Origin of the sequence: Acinetobacter portensis (assembly GCF_023158935.1) — a bacterium.
Taxonomy (GTDB): Bacteria; Pseudomonadota; Gammaproteobacteria; order Pseudomonadales; family Moraxellaceae; genus Acinetobacter; species Acinetobacter faecalis.
Genome location: NZ_CP096120.1, coordinates 513,511 through 532,179 on the forward strand (window position 1 = coordinate 513,511; position 18,669 = coordinate 532,179).

At 39.6% G+C, this 18,669-nt stretch carries 14 protein-coding genes, 2 tRNA genes and 3 rRNA genes; 11 read left to right on the plus strand and 8 right to left on the minus strand.

What is annotated here, in order from left to right; genetic code table 11:
- Positions 1-18: 18 nt before the first annotated feature.
- From MZO21_RS02650 to MZO21_RS02680, 7 genes are all read right to left on the minus strand, one after another.
- Positions 19-939, minus strand: coding sequence for a mechanosensitive ion channel family protein (locus tag MZO21_RS02650; RefSeq protein WP_154772136.1), 921 nt, complete (start codon positions 937-939; stop codon positions 19-21).
- A gap of 8 nt (positions 940-947) precedes the next feature.
- Positions 948-1,769 carry a hypothetical protein gene (locus tag MZO21_RS02655; RefSeq protein WP_154772137.1) on the minus strand — a complete coding sequence of 274 codons (822 nt, stop codon included), beginning with the start codon at positions 1,767-1,769 and terminating at the stop codon, positions 948-950.
- Positions 1,770-1,999: 230 nt separating this feature from the next.
- Positions 2,000-2,392 carry a DUF4951 domain-containing protein gene (locus tag MZO21_RS02660; RefSeq protein ID WP_248101532.1) on the minus strand — a complete coding sequence of 131 codons (393 nt, stop codon included), beginning with the start codon at positions 2,390-2,392 and terminating at the stop codon, positions 2,000-2,002.
- 93 nt (positions 2,393-2,485) lie between these two features.
- Positions 2,486-3,310, minus strand: coding sequence for a carbon-nitrogen hydrolase family protein (locus MZO21_RS02665; protein WP_248101529.1), 825 nt, complete (start codon positions 3,308-3,310; stop codon positions 2,486-2,488).
- A gap of 24 nt (positions 3,311-3,334) precedes the next feature.
- Positions 3,335-3,853 (minus strand): anti-anti-sigma factor GigB, encoded by a 519-nt coding sequence (gene gigB / locus MZO21_RS02670; protein WP_154773798.1) that lies wholly within the window; start codon positions 3,851-3,853, stop codon positions 3,335-3,337.
- 112 nt (positions 3,854-3,965) lie between these two features.
- Positions 3,966-4,934, minus strand: coding sequence for a PP2C family protein-serine/threonine phosphatase (gene gigA, locus MZO21_RS02675; protein ID WP_248101526.1), 969 nt, complete (start codon positions 4,932-4,934; stop codon positions 3,966-3,968).
- Between the two features lie 102 nt (positions 4,935-5,036).
- Complete coding sequence (locus tag MZO21_RS02680; RefSeq protein WP_248101523.1) at positions 5,037-5,915, minus strand: MlaA family lipoprotein; 879 nt, start codon at positions 5,913-5,915, stop codon at positions 5,037-5,039.
- 539 nt (positions 5,916-6,454) lie between these two features.
- Between MZO21_RS02680 and MZO21_RS02685 the strand changes: the two genes are divergently transcribed.
- The 10 genes from MZO21_RS02685 to hisG all read left to right on the plus strand — a co-directional run bounded on the left by MZO21_RS02685 (position 6,455) and on the right by hisG (position 16,350).
- Positions 6,455-7,991, plus strand: a 16S ribosomal RNA gene (locus MZO21_RS02685).
- A 60-nt stretch (positions 7,992-8,051) separates the two neighbouring features.
- A tRNA-Ile gene (locus tag MZO21_RS02690) sits at positions 8,052-8,128 on the plus strand.
- A 68-nt stretch (positions 8,129-8,196) separates the two neighbouring features.
- Positions 8,197-8,272 (plus strand) — tRNA-Ala (locus MZO21_RS02695).
- Positions 8,273-8,646: 374 nt separating this feature from the next.
- A 23S ribosomal RNA gene (locus tag MZO21_RS02700) occupies positions 8,647-11,541 on the plus strand.
- Positions 11,542-11,728: 187 nt separating this feature from the next.
- Positions 11,729-11,843 (plus strand): 5S ribosomal RNA (rrf, locus tag MZO21_RS02705).
- The 16S, 23S and 5S rRNA genes sit together here with 2 tRNA genes alongside, the layout of an rRNA operon.
- Before the next feature lie 196 nt (positions 11,844-12,039).
- Positions 12,040-13,497, plus strand: coding sequence for an RNA polymerase factor sigma-54 (locus MZO21_RS02710; RefSeq protein WP_248102165.1), 1,458 nt, complete (start codon positions 12,040-12,042; stop codon positions 13,495-13,497).
- A gap of 172 nt (positions 13,498-13,669) precedes the next feature.
- A complete protein-coding gene (gene hpf, locus MZO21_RS02715) occupies positions 13,670-14,002 on the plus strand; it encodes a ribosome hibernation-promoting factor, HPF/YfiA family (RefSeq protein WP_248102162.1) in 333 nt (110 codons plus the stop codon).
- Positions 14,003-14,139: 137 nt separating this feature from the next.
- A complete protein-coding gene (gene ibaG, locus MZO21_RS02720; protein ID WP_154772656.1) occupies positions 14,140-14,391 on the plus strand; it encodes a BolA family iron metabolism protein IbaG in 252 nt (83 codons plus the stop codon).
- 7 nt (positions 14,392-14,398) lie between these two features.
- Positions 14,399-15,655 (plus strand): UDP-N-acetylglucosamine 1-carboxyvinyltransferase, encoded by a 1,257-nt coding sequence (gene murA, locus MZO21_RS02725; protein ID WP_248102159.1) that lies wholly within the window; start codon positions 14,399-14,401, stop codon positions 15,653-15,655.
- Positions 15,655-16,350, plus strand: a complete 696-nt coding sequence (gene hisG / locus MZO21_RS02730) for an ATP phosphoribosyltransferase (RefSeq protein WP_154772658.1) — start codon at positions 15,655-15,657, stop codon at positions 16,348-16,350. Before murA ends, hisG begins: the two co-directional genes overlap by 1 nt.
- A gap of 51 nt (positions 16,351-16,401) precedes the next feature.
- Here the strand turns inward: hisG and MZO21_RS02735 are convergent, their stop codons facing one another.
- Entirely contained in the window at positions 16,402-17,169 is a 768-nt protein-coding gene (locus MZO21_RS02735) for a hypothetical protein (protein WP_248102155.1), read from the minus strand.
- A gap of 184 nt (positions 17,170-17,353) precedes the next feature.
- Between MZO21_RS02735 and hisD the strand changes: the two genes are divergently transcribed.
- Positions 17,354-18,658: a histidinol dehydrogenase gene (gene hisD, locus MZO21_RS02740; RefSeq protein WP_248102152.1), complete on the plus strand. Its 1,305-nt coding sequence runs from the start codon at positions 17,354-17,356 to the stop codon at positions 18,656-18,658.
- The last annotated feature ends 11 nt before the right edge of the window (positions 18,659-18,669 follow it).

Genomic DNA, 18,669 nt, shown 5'->3' on the forward strand with positions numbered 1-18,669 from the left:
CTCCGAAGAGGGATGCTTTTATTTTAGATCAGGCTCACGCTTAATTTCTTTAGCATTTGCATATTGATCAATATCTTCTTGTGATAATGGTCTAAGCGGATGATCAACAAAACCCATTTTAGGTACAGGAATTTCAATTTGATTTTCAAGGAAACCATTTCGAATACGTTCTTGCATTTCATCACGAACTTTTAAGAAGTTTTGTTGTTGGCACCAAACGGCAAACAATAACTCAATAGAAGACTCACGGAATGCCGTTACCGTAACAGCGGGTTTTGGGTCAGTCAGCACAAGCGGATATTTATTGGCAACATCCAATAAAACTTCACGAACTTTAATAATGTCTTCATGGAAGTTAATTGCAAGCGTAATTGGAATTCGCCGTATGGGGAACTTTGATAAGTTTTGTACGGGGGCCCGAATAAGTTGTTCATTCGGTAAACGCACATAAATATTATCTTGGGTAAGAAGTTTGACTGAAAGTAAGTCAATCGAAATCACTTCACCTTCAATGGTGTGTCCACGAATAAGGGTAATTTGAATGGTATCGCCAATTTCAAATGAACCTTCACCAATAAGGAAAATACCGCTAATTAAGTTAGATGCAGATGTTTGCGAGGCAAAACCCAATGCAACCGTTAAAATACCTGCGGCACCTAAAAATACGCTAAGTTTAAATCCTGCTTCTTTTAGACTTGTCATAAAGAATAACAAGAAAATAAAGTAGAAAATTCCTCGTCGCCAAATAAGGCGTTGGTGTGCGTTAAAGCGCGAACCAATGGTGCGAATAAATGTGTTTGAAATAAATCGTGCGATTAAAAAACCAATCAAACACAATATGACAGCAACTAAAATTTCAGTTAGACGGTCTGTATTAATATTGGTAAATAAACCTGTAATTGTTTGGGTAACGTCTTTTGTAATTTGAGATTCAGCCATGTTACCCTCTAGAAAAATGATTCAAACATATTAAATAACATACCTGCTGGCTCACGTGGTGGATGTAAATAAGTTACTTCACCAGCAAGAGGAGGGGTTCTATTTTCTAAGCGAATTCGTGGTGGTTTATCTAAACCTTCATGCAAGACCTTAATTTGAGATGTCCATAAGCGCCCTGTCGTTTCGCTATAAAATAAAGGTAAAGCGGGAACAGGAACATTCATACGGTCAAAGCGAAGTTGTTGATTGCTCGTATTGTGAAATTCAATAGGTGTTACAGCGCGAAAGGCACGACGCGTCAGATTTTTTAATTCTGTTCTACCGTCAATTGCAGTGGCATAACAAATTTCACCTGTACGTGGATTAGGACCAAACCAAGTATCTTTTGGTAAAATAATGGGTAAATCAAAAATAGGTTCTTTATAGCCTTCAATAAAACCAGATAACCATAAAGGTGTGCTGATATACAAAGTTCCACGCTGTCCTGCAGGAATATAAATAGGATCTACAGGTTTAATTACTACTGAGCGATTTGCTAGGCGAGGTAAGAGGCGTAATTTACTTTCTGTTTTTTTGAACATGTAGCGTTCAATTTCAACAGGTAGTGGAAATCCAAAATTAGGATCTTCAATTTTATGCCATGTTTGCTCATAATCGTATTGAACTTGTGGGCGATGATATTCCAAGCGCCATTCTTGCATGCTACGTGTAATGCGAAATAATAAAGAACCAAATTGCCATGCTTGAGGAATATTGAGCTCGAATTCTTTTTCTCCCCACCAATGAATATCGTGAAGATTAGACTTTAAGAAAGTATTATTTTCTGACAATTCAATATCCCTTTCATTTTCAGAGTTCAAACAAGCTTATTGTTGCTACAGCTTTTAAAGTATACGTAAATTGAATTATTTCACTATTATTATGGAAGCAAGAAAACGCAAGTTAAACAATAACAAATCAGTAAATATCAATATATAACACAAATTTTGAAAAGTGCTGATTTCTAGACATAAAAAATCAGCAGCCAATGCTACTGATTCATTATTTTGTTGATGAGGTTTTACCACAATTCAATAATTTTTTTCATCAGTTTTGCACGAAGTGGAGCAGTAGGGTTTCCTGCATTTCGATTGGTTTCATTTTCATAAAATTTTTGCCAAGTTTGAATCATCGCTAACGTTACATTTTGAGTTTTTAATTTTTCCACATCATTTTTTGTAATGTTGTTTAAGCGATTTTCTGCCCCATCAGGACCAGTTCCCCAGCCAATTACGCCTTGTCCAAAGGAAGGGAGGCTTATGTTATTTGGTGTAGGTGGAATGTCTAATCGTTGAATATTTGGATTTACTAAAGATGTAATTTGCGGTCTAACTTTTTCTGAAACTGAAAGTTCTGCAAATACTGATGATGAAATGCAAATAAGTAGAGAGCTAATGATTGTAGTTTTAAACATAATAAAAGGTATATCTATAAATGATAATCATTATTATATATGGGGTAGGTATAAATTAAAACGTAAATATAGTTCTAAGTAGGCTTCTAAAAATTAATATTCAACTAATACGCGGTGATTCATTAGAGGCATAGAATTGCGAATGAGTTGTTGCTCTACGAGATCAAAAGGAACTGTAATAAGCTGAGCGCCTTCGTTTTCTATGCTTGCAAGAACTTTTCCACGCGAGTTTGTTGCCGCCGTATGTCCCCAAGTTTGACGCTTTTCGCCGTGCCAACCTTGTTGAGCTGCGCCTAAAACTTGACATTGGCTATCCATCGCACGTGCTTGCAATAAGAGTTGCCAGTGCATTTCGCCTGTTGTGTAAGTGAAAGCAGAAGGTGCGGTTAATATGTTTGCACCTTTATTACGAAGCGTTAAAGCAAGTTCAGGAAATCTAAGGTCATAACAAACCATTAAACCAATATTACCAAAAGGTGTTTTTGCCACAACAACCTCTGATCCTGGTTCAAAATGTTTAGATTCTTGATATCCACCAACAGCATCGCCAACTTGAACATCAAATAAATGAATTTTATCGTAACGAGCTTCAGTTTTTTCAGGGCTAATACATAAGCTAGATGTTCTCACTCGACCATCTGAAATTACGCTACCGTTTGGACGAAATGGGCATGGGAGAGTACCTGCAATAATCCAAATTTGATATTGATGTGCTAAATCTTCAAGACGTTTTTGAATACTTAAAAACTGCTCGGCAGTATCTCGCTGTTTACCTGCGGCAAAACAAATAAAGTTTTCGGGAAATACGATGAGTTCTGCGCCATCTGCTTTACTTTGTTGAATTAATGATTCAACAACACTGAAGTTTGCTTCAATGTCGTTTTGGGAGTTCATTTGTACAACGGAAAGTAAAGTCATGGCAGGAGATACCTAAGAATGAGATTAAACGTTTTGATTTGACGCTTGTTCTAGGTTGTCTTGTTCTTTCTGAAGCTGTTTAACCAAAGGCTCGAACATGTTTTCGTTGCTTTCGTTAAGCTCCATTAAAGTTTTGTGAGCATCTAATACTGTAGTGAGCATTGCACTATGAGTAATGTGTTCTTCCATTAATGCAAGCGTGCATACAGATGGATCACCGCAATAATTCAAAATAACAAAAACCTGACCTAAACCCATGCTGTTTGCTAGTGTTGTAATATCTGGATTTGTAGAGAGCATGACAGCTTGAATTTGGTGAACTTGCTTAAGTTTTAAACCTAATTTTGCTAAAATACCCAAAACTGTACTATCTATAAACGTTGTTTGCGTCATATCTACGATAGCGCCAACAACGTTTTGTTGCTGTTCAATTTTACTAAGAAGTTTGTCTAAACTGATGCAAGATTGGGCACGCACTTCGCCAATAAGCTTAAATATATGCGTACCATTCAAGCTTGCGTATTCAACATGACCTGTTGACATATAAATGCCATTTGCAGAAAAGGATAGAAAATTATCCCATAGCCAATCTGTAGACTCAAGTATTAAACAGTCGTATATAACAAAGTTGAATTATAAGTTGTTGAAAATAATATTAATTTATTCGCTTTAAACTCAGAATAGCAATATCGTCGGCAACATGCTCAGGTGCTTGAAATGATTGATTTTTTAAATGATAGACTAACTGTTCGAATTGTTCGCTTAGTCCACCATCAAAAGGCTCAAGTGCGCCATCTGAACAAATAATGAATCGAGCTTGTTTGTTTAATGTACATTCAAACTCTTCCACTTCAAGGTCTGCTGTTAAACCTAATGGAAAGCTACTGGTATTTAAAACTTTAGGCGCTTGGTTTGGTTCAAAAATAATAGCAGGTGGATAATGTCCTGCACTAGACCAGCGAAGGGAATGTGTTTCTAAATTCAAAACACCACTAATCATGGTGATATGCTTTTCAATATTTTCTTGAACAAGCATGCCATTTAATTTTTTAATTAATTCTCTTGGAGATTTTGAACGACCATGAAATGCCGCCATCCAAGAGGTTAATAAGCTACTTGTTACGCCATGTCCAGAAACGTCCGCTAAGTAAAACATCAGTTCTTTATCACTGATTTTCCAATAATCAAACCAATCGCCAGATAAATAAGCTGAAGGTTTAAATAAGGTTTCAACTTTATAGTTAGTTAATTCAATAGGATTTGGCAGTAAACGTTTTTGTAATTCTGCTGCTGAAGGTAAGTCGCGGCTATCTTGATTACGTTTATATTGCGCATCAATTTTAGAAAGCGCTTTATGTGGATTGCTTGGTAAGTTATTCCATAACCATCCTGCTAAAGCACCTATTTCCCAAGCTTGTGCTAATGCAATACCTTCGGAATCAAAAGCTAAAACAATGGTTGGTAAAGACCATTTATGTGTTAAATAATCTTGTACATCGGCAATTGCTATAATAGTTGGATCATACAAATCAATATCTTCTATACGAATCATTTGCACACTCGGAAGCGTCTCAAGTACGTAATCTAATTGAGGGATGTCACGGGTGGGTTGAATGAAATACATATAAAGTGCGTATTAGCCAATGATTGAAAAGATAAAAGTACTATAACAATAAGATGGAGAATTACTAGAGATTGTTAATAATCTCCATCATGATTGATTTAGTTATTGGTTATTTGATGAATCATCTAGATCATCTTCAGGAACATCATCAATAAAGCTAACACCACCAGCATCTAAGCCTTTTTTCTCTGCAATAACAAAGTTCTTACGCTGTAAATAAATATCTCGCATTGCGGAATATTTATCACCTTGTAAAACACTTTCTAAATCGAGGAGTTGTGAACGAGCATCTACAGCACGTAATGTTTGATCTGCCCAATAAGCGCTGTTTTTATCTAAATAGTTTTGTGGGCGACCAAAAGCATCGACAGCTAAGCCAAAACCATCACGAATAGTGCTTGGACCAAAAATAGGTAAAACAACATAAGGACCAGATGAAACACCGTAATAACCTAAGGTTGTACCAAAGCTTTCATTCTCGTTATCTAATCCTATTCTACGAGCTGGATCGGCAAGACCTAAAGTGGTAATCGTATTAAAAGTAAAACGACCTAAAGTTTTTAGTGCACGTAAGGGACGACCTTGAATAGTTTGATTTACTGCATTCCAAGGTTCACCTAAATTCGAACGGAACTGTTGGTGAGATCCGCGAACTTCGCTTGGAATTTTAGTTTGATATTGAACAGCAATAGGACGAACAATAGTTCTATCAATTACATCATTAAATGCAAATACTTTACGGTTTAGTGGTTGAAGAGGATCTTTTACTTCATCAGGTTGTGCCGCATTTGCATCAACTTTAAAATTTTTCGCTTTTATATTTTTTAAATCTTTAATTGAACTTGATGTAGGAGAGAGTTCGTCTTTATTTATAGCTTGGGTTTCACTAGCTGTATTTATATTGCTATCCGATGCATGGCTAAGGCCTGAAAATAAACCAATTGAGCACAGGGCTAACCAAATAATTTTTTTATCTTGCATAAGTAATTCCAGTGCTTTCTATATAAAAAGCAAATGAAGAAAATAGTAAAAACAATAATAACAGTATTTTTGATGTTCGTAATGCTTTCAAAATAAGCAAATACAATAAAAAAAGCATCACTTTGATTAAAAAAAAAACAGACAGTGCTTTTTGTTTAAAAAGGGGGTTGTATTGGATTGTGAATGCTGTAGAATGCACATCCATCGGCGGTGATGAAGATTAAAACTTTTTGATAAACAGTAACTTAGCACAAAGTGTTGAGATTAGGTTTTGAAAAGAAAGTTTAAAAATAATTTGAATTACTGATTGACTTTCTGAAAAGAAAGCGTAATATAGCCGACCTAGCTTGCTGGTGACGAACCAACAAGAAGATCATTAAGAGATTATGAAGAACAACTTGTGTGGATTTTTACTGATTGATCAATCGAAATTATTTTCATTGATTTGAAGGTAGAAATTACTCGAAGTTTATTTGAGAAATATTTGTCAGAAAATTGATGAGCCAAGATTGGTACCCTTTAAAGGTACTACTGATTTTAAACTGAAGAGTTTGATCATGGCTCAGATTGAACGCTGGCGGCAGGCTTAACACATGCAAGTCGAGCGGATGAAAGTAGCTTGCTACAGGATTCAGCGGCGGACGGGTGAGTAATGCTTAGGAATCTACCTATTAATGGGGGACAACAGTTGGAAACGGCTGCTAATACCGCATACGCCCTACGGGGGAAAGCAGGGGATCTTCGGACCTTGCGTTAATAGATGAGCCTAAGTCAGATTAGCTAGTTGGTGGGGTAAAGGCCTACCAAGGCGACGATCTGTAGCGGGTCTGAGAGGATGATCCGCCACACTGGGACTGAGACACGGCCCAGACTCCTACGGGAGGCAGCAGTGGGGAATATTGGACAATGGGGGGAACCCTGATCCAGCCATGCCGCGTGTGTGAAGAAGGCCTTTTGGTTGTAAAGCACTTTAAGCGAGGAGGAGGCTACCGAGATTAATACTCTTGGATAGTGGACGTTACTCGCAGAATAAGCACCGGCTAACTCTGTGCCAGCAGCCGCGGTAATACAGAGGGTGCGAGCGTTAATCGGATTTACTGGGCGTAAAGCGTGCGTAGGTGGTCTTTTAAGTCGGATGTGAAATCCCTGAGCTTAACTTAGGAATTGCATTCGATACTGGGAGACTAGAGTATGGGAGAGGATGGTAGAATTCCAGGTGTAGCGGTGAAATGCGTAGAGATCTGGAGGAATACCGATGGCGAAGGCAGCCATCTGGCCTAATACTGACACTGAGGCACGAAAGCATGGGGAGCAAACAGGATTAGATACCCTGGTAGTCCATGCCGTAAACGATGTCTACTAGCCGTTGGGGCCTTTGAGGCTTTAGTGGCGCAGCTAACGCGATAAGTAGACCGCCTGGGGAGTACGGTCGCAAGACTAAAACTCAAATGAATTGACGGGGGCCCGCACAAGCGGTGGAGCATGTGGTTTAATTCGATGCAACGCGAAGAACCTTACCTGGTCTTGACATAGTAAGAACTTTCCAGAGATGGATTGGTGCCTTCGGGAGCTTACATACAGGTGCTGCATGGCTGTCGTCAGCTCGTGTCGTGAGATGTTGGGTTAAGTCCCGCAACGAGCGCAACCCTTTTCCTTATTTGCCAGCACTTCGGGTGGGAACTTTAAGGATACTGCCAGTGACAAACTGGAGGAAGGCGGGGACGACGTCAAGTCATCATGGCCCTTACGACCAGGGCTACACACGTGCTACAATGGTCGGTACAAAGGGTTGCTACCTCGCGAGAGGATGCTAATCTCAAAAAGCCGATCGTAGTCCGGATCGCAGTCTGCAACTCGACTGCGTGAAGTCGGAATCGCTAGTAATCGCGGATCAGAATGCCGCGGTGAATACGTTCCCGGGCCTTGTACACACCGCCCGTCACACCATGGGAGTTTGTTGCACCAGAAGTAGGTAGTCTAACCGCAAGGAGGACGCTTACCACGGTGTGGCCGACGACTGGGGTGAAGTCGTAACAAGGTAGCCGTAGGGGAACCTGCGGCTGGATCACCTCCTTAACGAAAGATTGACGATTGGTAAGAATCCACAACAAGTTGTTCTTCATACGATGTACCTGAGGGTCTGTAGCTCAGTTGGTTAGAGCACACGCTTGATAAGCGTGGGGTCACAAGTTCAAGTCTTGTCAGACCCACCACTACTGACGAAGCAATTAATTGCAGAGTAAGACAGAGAATCAGAGACATTGAATCTATATGATAAGCTGGGGACTTAGCTTAGTTGGTAGAGCGCCTGCTTTGCACGCAGGAGGTCAGGAGTTCGACTCTCCTAGTCTCCACCATATATCGTTTACGATATATAAGCTGAGAGATTATAGAATTTAGTAAATTAAACGATAGAGTTTAAGTTTATTAAGTTCTGTGATTTATCACAGTTTCTAGACCTGACGAAGGCTAGAAAAATCATTAACAGAATATATTTGAGTTGAAATAATTTGTTCATAACTCATCAAACTTAAAAACGAAGAAGCAATTCTGAGTTTACGAGAATGATGATTTACTAGCGATTAAACTGAATCAAGCGTTTTGGTATATGAATCTAATTGAAGCTGTACAGTGCTTAAGTGCACAGACGCCAACTGTATGATTGACTAACTTGTTAGTTGATCTGTTGCTAATCCTACTTGTAGGGATTAACGACTGTTTGGGGTTGTATAGTCAAGTAATTAAGTGCATGTGGTGGATGCCTTGGCAGTCAGAGGCGATGAAAGACGTAATAGCCTGCGATAAGCTCCGGGGAGGCGGCAAATATCCTGTGATCCGGAGATTTCTGAATGGGGAAACCCACTTACCATAAGGTAGGTATTGCAACATGAATACATAGTGTTGCAAGGCGAACGAGGGGAAGTGAAACATCTCAGTACCCTTAGGAAAAGAAATCAATTGAGATTCCCTCAGTAGCGGCGAGCGAAAGGGGAACAGCCCATTAAGTCATATAAGTTCTAGTGGAATGCTCTGGGAAGTGCAACCATAGTGGGTGATAGTCCTGTACACGAAAGGGCTTATATGATGATGTCGAGTAGGGCGGGGCACGTGAAACCTTGTCTGAATATGGGGGGACCATCCTCCAAGGCTAAATACTCCTGACTGACCGATAGTGAACCAGTACCGTGAGGGAAAGGCGAAAAGAACCCCTGTGAGGGGAGTGAAATAGATCCTGAAACCGCATGCATACAAGCAGTGGGAGCCGGCATTGTGTCCGGTGACTGCGTACCTTTTGTATAATGGGTCAGCGACTTATGTTCAGTAGCAAGGTTAACCGAATAGGGGAGCCGTAGAGAAATCGAGTCTTAATAGGGCGTTTAGTTGCTGGGCATAGACCCGAAACCAGGTGATCTATCCATGAGCAGGTTGAAGGTTGGGTAACACTAACTGGAGGACCGAACCCACTGTCGTTGAAAAGCCAGGGGATGACTTGTGGATAGGGGTGAAAGGCTAATCAAACTTGGTGATAGCTGGTTCTCCCCGAAAGCTATTTAGGTAGCGCCTCGGACGAATACCATTGGGGGTAGAGCACTGTTTCGGCTAGGGGGTCATCCCGACTTACCAAACCGATGCAAACTCCGAATACCAATGAGTACTATCCGGGAGACAGACTGCGGGTGCTAACGTCCGTAGTCAAGAGGAAAACAATCCAGACCGCCAGCTAAGGCCCCAAAATTATAGTTAAGTGGGAAACGATGTGGGAAGGCATAGACAGCTAGGAGGTTGGCTTAGAAGCAGCCACCCTTTAAAGAAAGCGTAATAGCTCACTAGTCGAGTCGGCCTGCGCGGAAGATGTAACGGGGCTAAAACTATATGCCGAAGCTGCGGATTTGCAATTTATTGCAAGTGGTAGGGGAGCGTTCTGTAAGCCGATGAAGGTGGATTGAGAAGTCTGCTGGAGGTATCAGAAGTGCGAATGCTGACGTGAGTAACGACAAAACGGGTGAAAAACCCGTTCGCTGAAAGACCAAGGGTTCCAGTCCAACGTTAATCGGGGCTGGGTGAGTCGACCCCTAAGGCGAGGCCGAGAGGCGTAGTCGATGGGAAATTGGTTAATATTCCAATACTTCTGTGTAATGCGATGAGAGGACGGAGAAAGTTAAGTCAGCCTGGCGTTGGTTGTCCAGGTGAAAGGTTGTAGGCATGTATCTTAGGCAAATCCGGGGTACTCTATGCTGAGAACTGATAGCAAGCTAATTTATTAGCGAAGTGGCTGATACTATACTTCCAGGAAAAGTCTCTAAGCTTCAGTTACACAGGAATCGTACCCGAAACCGACACAGGTGGTCAGGTCGAGTAGACCAAAGCGCTTGAGAGAACTCTGCTGAAGGAACTAGGCAAAATGGTACCGTAACTTCGGGAGAAGGTACGCTGCTGACGGTGATGGAACTTGCTTCCTGAGCTATCGGCAGCCACAGAAACCAGGCCCCTGCAACTGTTTATTAAAAACATAGCACTCTGCAAACACGAAAGTGGACGTATAGGGTGTGATGCCTGCCCGGTGCTGGAAGGTTAATTGATGGGGTTAGCGTAAGCGAAGCTCTTGATCGAAGCCCCAGTAAACGGCGGCCGTAACTATAACGGTCCTAAGGTAGCGAAATTCCTTGTCGGGTAAGTTCCGACCTGCACGAATGGCATAATGATGGGGGCGCTGTCTCCAGCAGAGGCTCAGTGAAATCGAATTCGCCGTGAAGATGCGGTGTACCCGCGGCTAGACGGAAAGACCCCGTGAACCTTTACTGCAGCTTGACATTGAACTTTGATCTTACTTGTGTAGGATAGGTGGGAGGCTTTGAAACCGCGACGCTAGTTGCGGTGGAGCCAATCTTGAAATACCACCCTGGTAATATTGAGGTTCTAACTCTGCTCCATAATCTGGAGCGAGGACCATGTCTGGTGGGTAGTTTGACTGGGGCGGTCTCCTCCTAAAGAGTAACGGAGGAGTACGAAGGTGCGCTCAGCGTGGTCGGAAATCACGCGTAGAGTATAAAGGCAAAAGCGCGCTTAACTGCGAGACCCACAAGTCGAGCAGGTACGAAAGTAGGTCTTAGTGATCCGGTGGTTCTGTATGGAAGGGCCATCGCTCAACGGATAAAAGGTACTCTGGGGATAACAGGCTGATACCGCCCAAGAGTTCATATCGACGGCGGTGTTTGGCACCTCGATGTCGGCTCATCTCATCCTGGGGCTGAAGCAGGTCCCAAGGGTATGGCTGTTCGCCATTTAAAGAGGTACGCGAGCTGGGTTTAGAACGTCGTGAGACAGTTCGGTCCCTATCTACCGTGGGCGTTGGAAATTTGAGAGGATCTGCTCCTAGTACGAGAGGACCAGAGTGGACGAACCTCTGGTGTACCGGTTGTGACGCCAGTCGCATCGCCGGGTAGCTATGTTCGGAAGGGATAACCGCTGAAAGCATCTAAGCGGGAAGCCTACCTCAAGATAAGATTTCCCTAGGACTTTATGTCCTCTAAAGAGCCGTTGAAGACTACGACGTTGATAGGTTGGATGTGGAAGCATAGTGATATGTGAAGCTGACCAATACTAATTGCTCGTGAGGCTTGACTATACAACACCCAAACAGTTGTTGTATAAAGCTCAATTGATTCGATATTAAGCAAAATAGCTTGATTCAGAAGAAAGTTAGTAAGACAATGTTCAACTCAGATATACCTGTTAATGTATTCTATTTGGTACGAAGTAAGGCATACATCAAATGATGTAAATAAGACCCGAACAAGTCCATAAACAGTTGTGCTGGCGACAATAGCAAGAGTGAACCACCTGATCCCTTCCCGAACTCAGAAGTGAAACCTCTTTGCGCTGATGGTAGTGTGGGGTTACCCATGTGAGAGTAAGTCATCGCCAGCTCATTAATTCTAAAAACCCCCTCCAATACGGAGGGGGTTTTTTTATGTGGGGAAATAAATAATAAATAGTAAATAAAAGAGGGAAAATGGTTTATTATTCATCTAATTTGTATAAAAAATATTAAAAACGTGATATAAAAATTTAAAGCGGCATAGATATTGCATTAAACGAACGCAATAAAAAGAGAAAGGGTTTTATGAAGTTATCGGTTGGGATTAAAGTTGCAAACTCGTTGTCATTAACACCTCAATTGCAGCAAGCAATTCGATTACTTCAATTATCAAGTTTGGAGTTAGAACAAGAAATACAATTACAGCTCGACAGTAATCCTTTATTAGAAAAAATTGAAGAACAAGAAAGTAATATTGAAAGTTTAGAGCATATAGAAGCTCAAGAAAGAGAAGATAAAGATTTAACCAATGAATTAAATGCAGACTTTTTACCTGATGATCTTCCCGTAGATACAGACTGGGATGATGTATACACACATCAGCCAACAAGTTTAGGTTCGATGGAATATGAAGAGCGCGAGGATAATCGTCAGGGATATTTGACTTTGCAAGAACATATGCAGGAGCAAGTAAATCTATTACATTTTTCTTTGGTGGATAAATTAATTGCGCATTGCATTATTGATTCGCTTGATGAAAAGGGTTTTTTAGATTGTGTAATTTCAGAGATTACAACGTCTGTTCAGCATCTTTTAGAATCGATGGATTATGATGATGAAGTTGAGGATGATGAAGTTCTTGCTGTATTAAAATTAATTCAGCGGTTAGATCCAATTGGTATTGGTTCTAGAAATTTAGCAGAATGCCTATTACTACAATTAGAAAGCTTACCAACAAATACGCTTTATAAAAATGAGGCGATTATGTTGCTTAATCATTATGAATTCTTGATTTCAAATGAATTATCTAAACTTGTAAAACAAACAGGAATGAATACAGATCAATTAAAATCTGCTATTGCATTGTTAAAAAGCTTAAAAGCTTATCCTGGCGCAGATTTTGAAAATAAAAATTTAGATTATCAGGTTCCTGATGTTGTTGTATTAAAGAAGGATGATCGTTGGTTAGTACAATTAAACCCTGATATTCTTCCAAAACTAAGAGTAAATCCTTTTTATGCGGGAATGATTCGTAGAGCAGACCAGAGTGATGATAATCAATATTTAAGAAATCAGATGCTTGAAGCTAAGAATTTTATTAAAAGCGTAGATGAAAGACACAAAACTTTATTAAAAGTTGCGACTTGTATTGTTGAACATCAAAGAAGTTTTTTTGAAATTGGTGCTGAGGGAATGAAGCCTTTAGTTTTACGAGAAATTGCAGAAGAAGTTGAATTACATGAATCGACAATTTCACGCGTAACAACCAATAAATATATGCTGACACCGCGCGGTTTATTTGAATTGAAATACTTTTTTTCAAGTCATGTTGGAACGACATCGGGTGGAGAAGCATCTTCAATTGCGATTCGAGCAAAAATCAAAAAAATTATTTCAGAGGAAAATGTACGTAAGCCATTGTCTGATAATGTGATTGCGAATATGTTAAAAGAAGATGGTATTGATGTTGCTCGACGTACTGTTGCGAAATATAGAGAATCGTTACATATTCCCTCATCTTCTGAAAGAAAAGTCTTGATCTGAAATTTAAAATCTGATTATTCTAGAGGCTCATTATGACATCATGATGAACCTCTTTTTATTTAAGGAATTGTTAAAATGATTTAATTGTATTTGTGAGAACTTTTATTCTTTCGCTCAATTGAATCGTCTTAACTATGACTTTTCGACTCCTAAAAAGGTGAGGGATAGAACTATGCAAATTATAATTCGTGGTCATCATTTAACTATCACCCCAGCAATAGAAGAAGATATTCGTTGTAAATTCAATGATATGACAAAGCATCTAGATCAAGTTAATAGTATGCAAGTAAAGCTATCTAAAGATCATCAAGTGGATAAGCATTCAAAGGGCGGTAGTTTAAATCATATTGCAGAAGCAATTGTTCGTTTGCCAGGTATTGAGTTATTTGCTCAAGCAAGTGCCGATGATATGTATACATCTATCAAGAAAATGACGGAAAAATTAAAGCGTCAACTTGAAAAACATCGCAAAATGCAACTGACATATCAACCATTAATTGTATAGTTTAATGTTTAAACTAAAAGAGGTTTTAAATAACCTCTTTTTTTATTGGTATAATGCAACTGACAGATGAATTATTTTTTGTATTTATAGTAAAATGGCAGGTTTTTACACCGTCGGTCCTATAAGAGGTCTTTGTGATGAATAGTGAACAGCTCACTGAAATTTTAAAAGCGGCTTTTCCAGAGGCTGAAGTTGCTGTAAGTGGGCAGGGCGGAAAATTTGATCTTCGCGTTGTTGATGAACAATTTGAAGGTAAACGTCCCGTTGCACGTCAACAATCTGTTTATGCACCTTTAAATACATATATTGCCAGTGGTGAAGTACACGCAGTTACTATTCGCGCAATGACTAAAGAAGAATGGCGTAAAGCAAGCTTATTCGGAGCTTAATAAATTAATGGATAAATTTTTAATTCAGGGCGGTGTTAAGCTCGAAGGTGAAGTGCGTATTTCTGGTGCAAAAAATGCAGCATTACCACTTTTAGCAGCAATGATCCTTGCGGAGACGCCAACCACATTAACCAATGTACCTAATCTTAAAGATGTAAATACATTGGTTAAGTTAATTGCTGGTCTTGGTATCACCATGAAATATGAAGGTGATACGGTTACTGCAGATACATCTACATTAAACAATCAGTTTGCTCCATACGAACTTGTTAAAACAATGCGTGCATCTATTTTAGTGCTTGGTCCATTGTTGGCTCGTTATGGTAGTGCTCAGGTTTCATTACCGGGCGGTTGTGCAATTGGTTCTCGTCCTGTTGATCAACACTTAAAAGCATTAGAGGCTTTAGGCGCTGAAATTCAAGTCGAAAATGGTTATGTTCATGCCAAAGTTGACGGTCGCTTAAAAGGTGGCGAAGTTGTTTTTGATATGGTTACCGTTGGCGGTACTGAAAATATCTTAACGGCTGCTGTATTGGCTGAAGGTGTTACGACTATTCGTAATGCTGCGCGTGAACCTGAAATTACAGACCTTGCGAACATGCTGATTGCGATGGGTGCAAAAATTGAAGGTCTAGATACAGATACTTTAGTGGTTACAGGCGTTGAAAGCTTACACGGTTGTGAATATGCAGTTGTTGCTGACCGTATTGAAACAGGTTCATATCTAGCTGCTGCTGCTATTACAGGCGGTCGTGTTAAAACAACACATACAGATCCTAGCCTAATGGAAGCTGTGCTTGATAAGTTTGAAGAAATGGGTGCAGAAGTAACCCGTGGTGATGACTGGATTGAGCTAGATATGATGGGTAAACGTCCGAAAGCAGTAAGCTTCCGTACATTGCCACATCCTGACTTCCCTACAGATATGCAAGCACAGATTATGGCGGTTAACGCAATTGGTCGTGGTTTTGCAACTGTGTCTGAAACGATTTTTGAAAACCGTTTTATGCACGTACCTGAATTGGCACGTATGGGTGCAAACATTCAGGTTGAAGGTAATGATGCGGTTGTAACTGGTGTAGAAAAACTTTCTGCTGCACCTGTTATGGCTACAGATTTACGTGCTTCATTCTCTTTAGTACTAGCTGCTTTAGCTGCTGAAGGTGAAACGATGATTGATCGTATTTATCATATCGACCGTGGATATGAAAATATTGAAGCAAAATTACAAGGTATTGGTGCCCAAATTAAGCGAGTAGATTAATGAGCGATATGAGAAACGATGATCCTAATTTTGATGTAATGGGGAATTTTGATCATGGTTTAACTTTAGCATTAAGTAAAGGACGTATCTTAAAAGAGACTTTACCGTTGCTAGAAACAGCAGGGATTAACTTATTAGAAGATCCAGATAAATCGCGTAAGTTAATTTTTCCTACAACACATAAACATGTACGTATTTTAATTTTACGTGCATCTGACGTACCAACTTATGTAGAAAATGGTGCTGCTGATATTGGTGTTGCAGGTAAAGACGTACTCATGGAGCACGGTGCGCAAAATGTTTACGAGCCATTAGACCTGAAAATTGCTGTTTGTAAATTAATGACAGCAGGTAAGGTTGGAATGGAACGTCCGAAAGGTCGTTTAAAAATTGCCACTAAATATGTAAATTTAACACGTCAATATTATGCAAGCCTTGGCGAGCAAGTTGATGTGATTAAACTTTACGGTTCTATGGAGCTTGCTCCACTAGTTGGCTTGGGCGATTACATTGTCGATGTTGTAGACACTGGTAATACGCTTCGTGCTAATGGTTTAGAACCACTTGAAGAGATTTGCAAAGTGTCTTCTCGTTTAATTGTGAACAAAGCAAGCTTTAAACGCAAGCAAGCTTTGTTGAACCCGATTCTTGCGCAACTTGAAAAAGCTGTAGAAGAGCGTGAAGCGAAAAAATAAGTTTTAAACTTATTTAAAGAACCGCCTGAAAGGGCGGTTTTTTTATGTGTATTAGTTTAAGGGTTTTATTATTTCAAAACTTATATGAGATGTATCGGCTTTATAAACTTTAAATACAGCACTTTTATACGAATATGTCTCATTAGGTCTGTAATCTAAATACACATCTTGTGTGAATGATGGCTTTATGTATCCACTATTTGTAAATTCATTATAAGTAAATCGTATTTGTCCACGTGAAACTCCAGCATACGTGACGGTAGCCGTTGGACTTTTAGAATTATAACCATTATTTAAAGATTGAATTTTAGTGTCTTTTATTCCTTTAATTGGTGTGGATAAATTTTTAGTGTATACAATGGGGCGGTTAAGTTGCTGCAACTGCCAATTCCAAAAAAACTTAGTAGCTTCTAAAGAGTTTGTTGGTATAAATAAACCACCTATAGTGGTAGGTGTGCCTTGAGCGGTTTCAATGAAAGTGTTTGATTTAAAATATGAGCCATCATTTGTTTTATTAAATAGAATATATTCACCTGGTTTAATATAAAAGGTAAAAGTCTTTAATTTATGTTTTACATTAATAGTCTGAAACTCATTAATTATAAAAATCTCTTGTTTGACTCTTGAAGCTTCCTTTGAATATTCACCTGCAGTAAACATTACCTCACCGACAGCGGCTGTATTTTTTTGTTTTAAAGGAAGAAAGTTACCAGATATTCTTTCAGGACTATAATTTTTTGCAAAGTTCATTGTTGTAATATCAGTTGTACAGCCAACTATTAAGAATGCTAGTGAAATAAAAACTGATCTTTTAAACATTATTATTACTCTGAACATATGAATTATATTATGAATTGTAATGTATTGAGTTGATGTTTTCTATTTTGATTTTTTTTTGTAATCAAAATTATAGTATTTCAAATGAAAAAATATTTATCGATCAAAACCTAAGTTCCACAAGCTAATCAAAACAAGGTAAACTAAATCTTTCCTAACTATCCGTGTGGGTAAATTGATGCGACGTTTATCGACTCAAGAGCCGAACTTCAAGCAAGTATTTAAAGACTTGTTAGCTTTTGAAACTGTGAGTGACCCTGAGCTTTTAAAAACTGTAGACCAAATTATTGCAGATGTACGCCAACATGGTGATGCACATGTACTTAAACTCACTCAACAATTCGATCGACATCCAGCACATCAATTTTCAGAATTAGAATTAACTCAAGAAGAGTTAAAAGCTGCATTCGATGGTTTAACAACAGAAACTCGTGAAGCTTTAGAACTTGCTGCAAACCGTGTGCGTGAATTTCACCAAGCACAAAAGCAAGATGGCTGGACTTATGTAGATGCTTTGGGCAATACATTGGGTCAAAAAGTGACACCACTTGACCGTGTTGGTATTTATGTACCTGGCGGTTTGGCATCATATCCATCTTCAGTGTTAATGAATGCAATTCCTGCGCATGTTGCAGGTGTCGCTGAAATTATTATGGTTGTACCAGCTCCAAGTGGTGAATTGAATCCGCTAGTATTGGCAGCAGCGCATTTAGCGGGCGTACACCGTGTATTTACAATTGGTGGTGCACAAGCTGTTGCAGCCTTGGCATATGGCACAGAAACCATTCCTGCTGTAGATAAAATTACAGGTCCGGGTAACCGTTTTGTAGCTGCGGCTAAACGTGCGGTATTCGGTCAAGTCGGTATTGACATGATTGCAGGTCCTTCTGAAATTTTAGTGTATGCAGAAGGCAAGAATAATGCTGAATGGCTTGCGATGGATTTATTATCACAAGCAGAGCATGACACTGTTGCACAAGCTGTTTTCATTACGCCTGATGAGCAATTATTAAATGACGTTGAACAGTGGATTGAAAAGCATTTAGAAGCTTTACCAAAAGCTGAAATTGCACGTACTTCAATTGTGAACCGTGGTGCATTGGTATTGGTTAAAGACCGTGCAGAAGGTGCAGAACTCATTAACCAAGTTGCACCTGAACATTTAATGTTATGTTTAGATGAAGCTGAAGAAATGTCTCAAGATATTCGCCATGCAGGTGCAATTTTCATGGGACGTTATACTCCTGAAGCGATTGGTGATTACTGTGCAGGTCCTAACCACGTACTACCAACATCAGGTACAGCACGCTTCTCATCTCCATTGGGTGTGTATGATTTCCAAAAGCGTTCGAGCTTAATCATGTGTTCTGAAAATGGCGTGAAAACCTTAGCGAAAACAGCAGATATTCTTGCACAGCAGGAAAATCTAGATGCACATGCACGTTCCGCTCGTTATCGTTATCAAGATTAATTTGTTTGGTT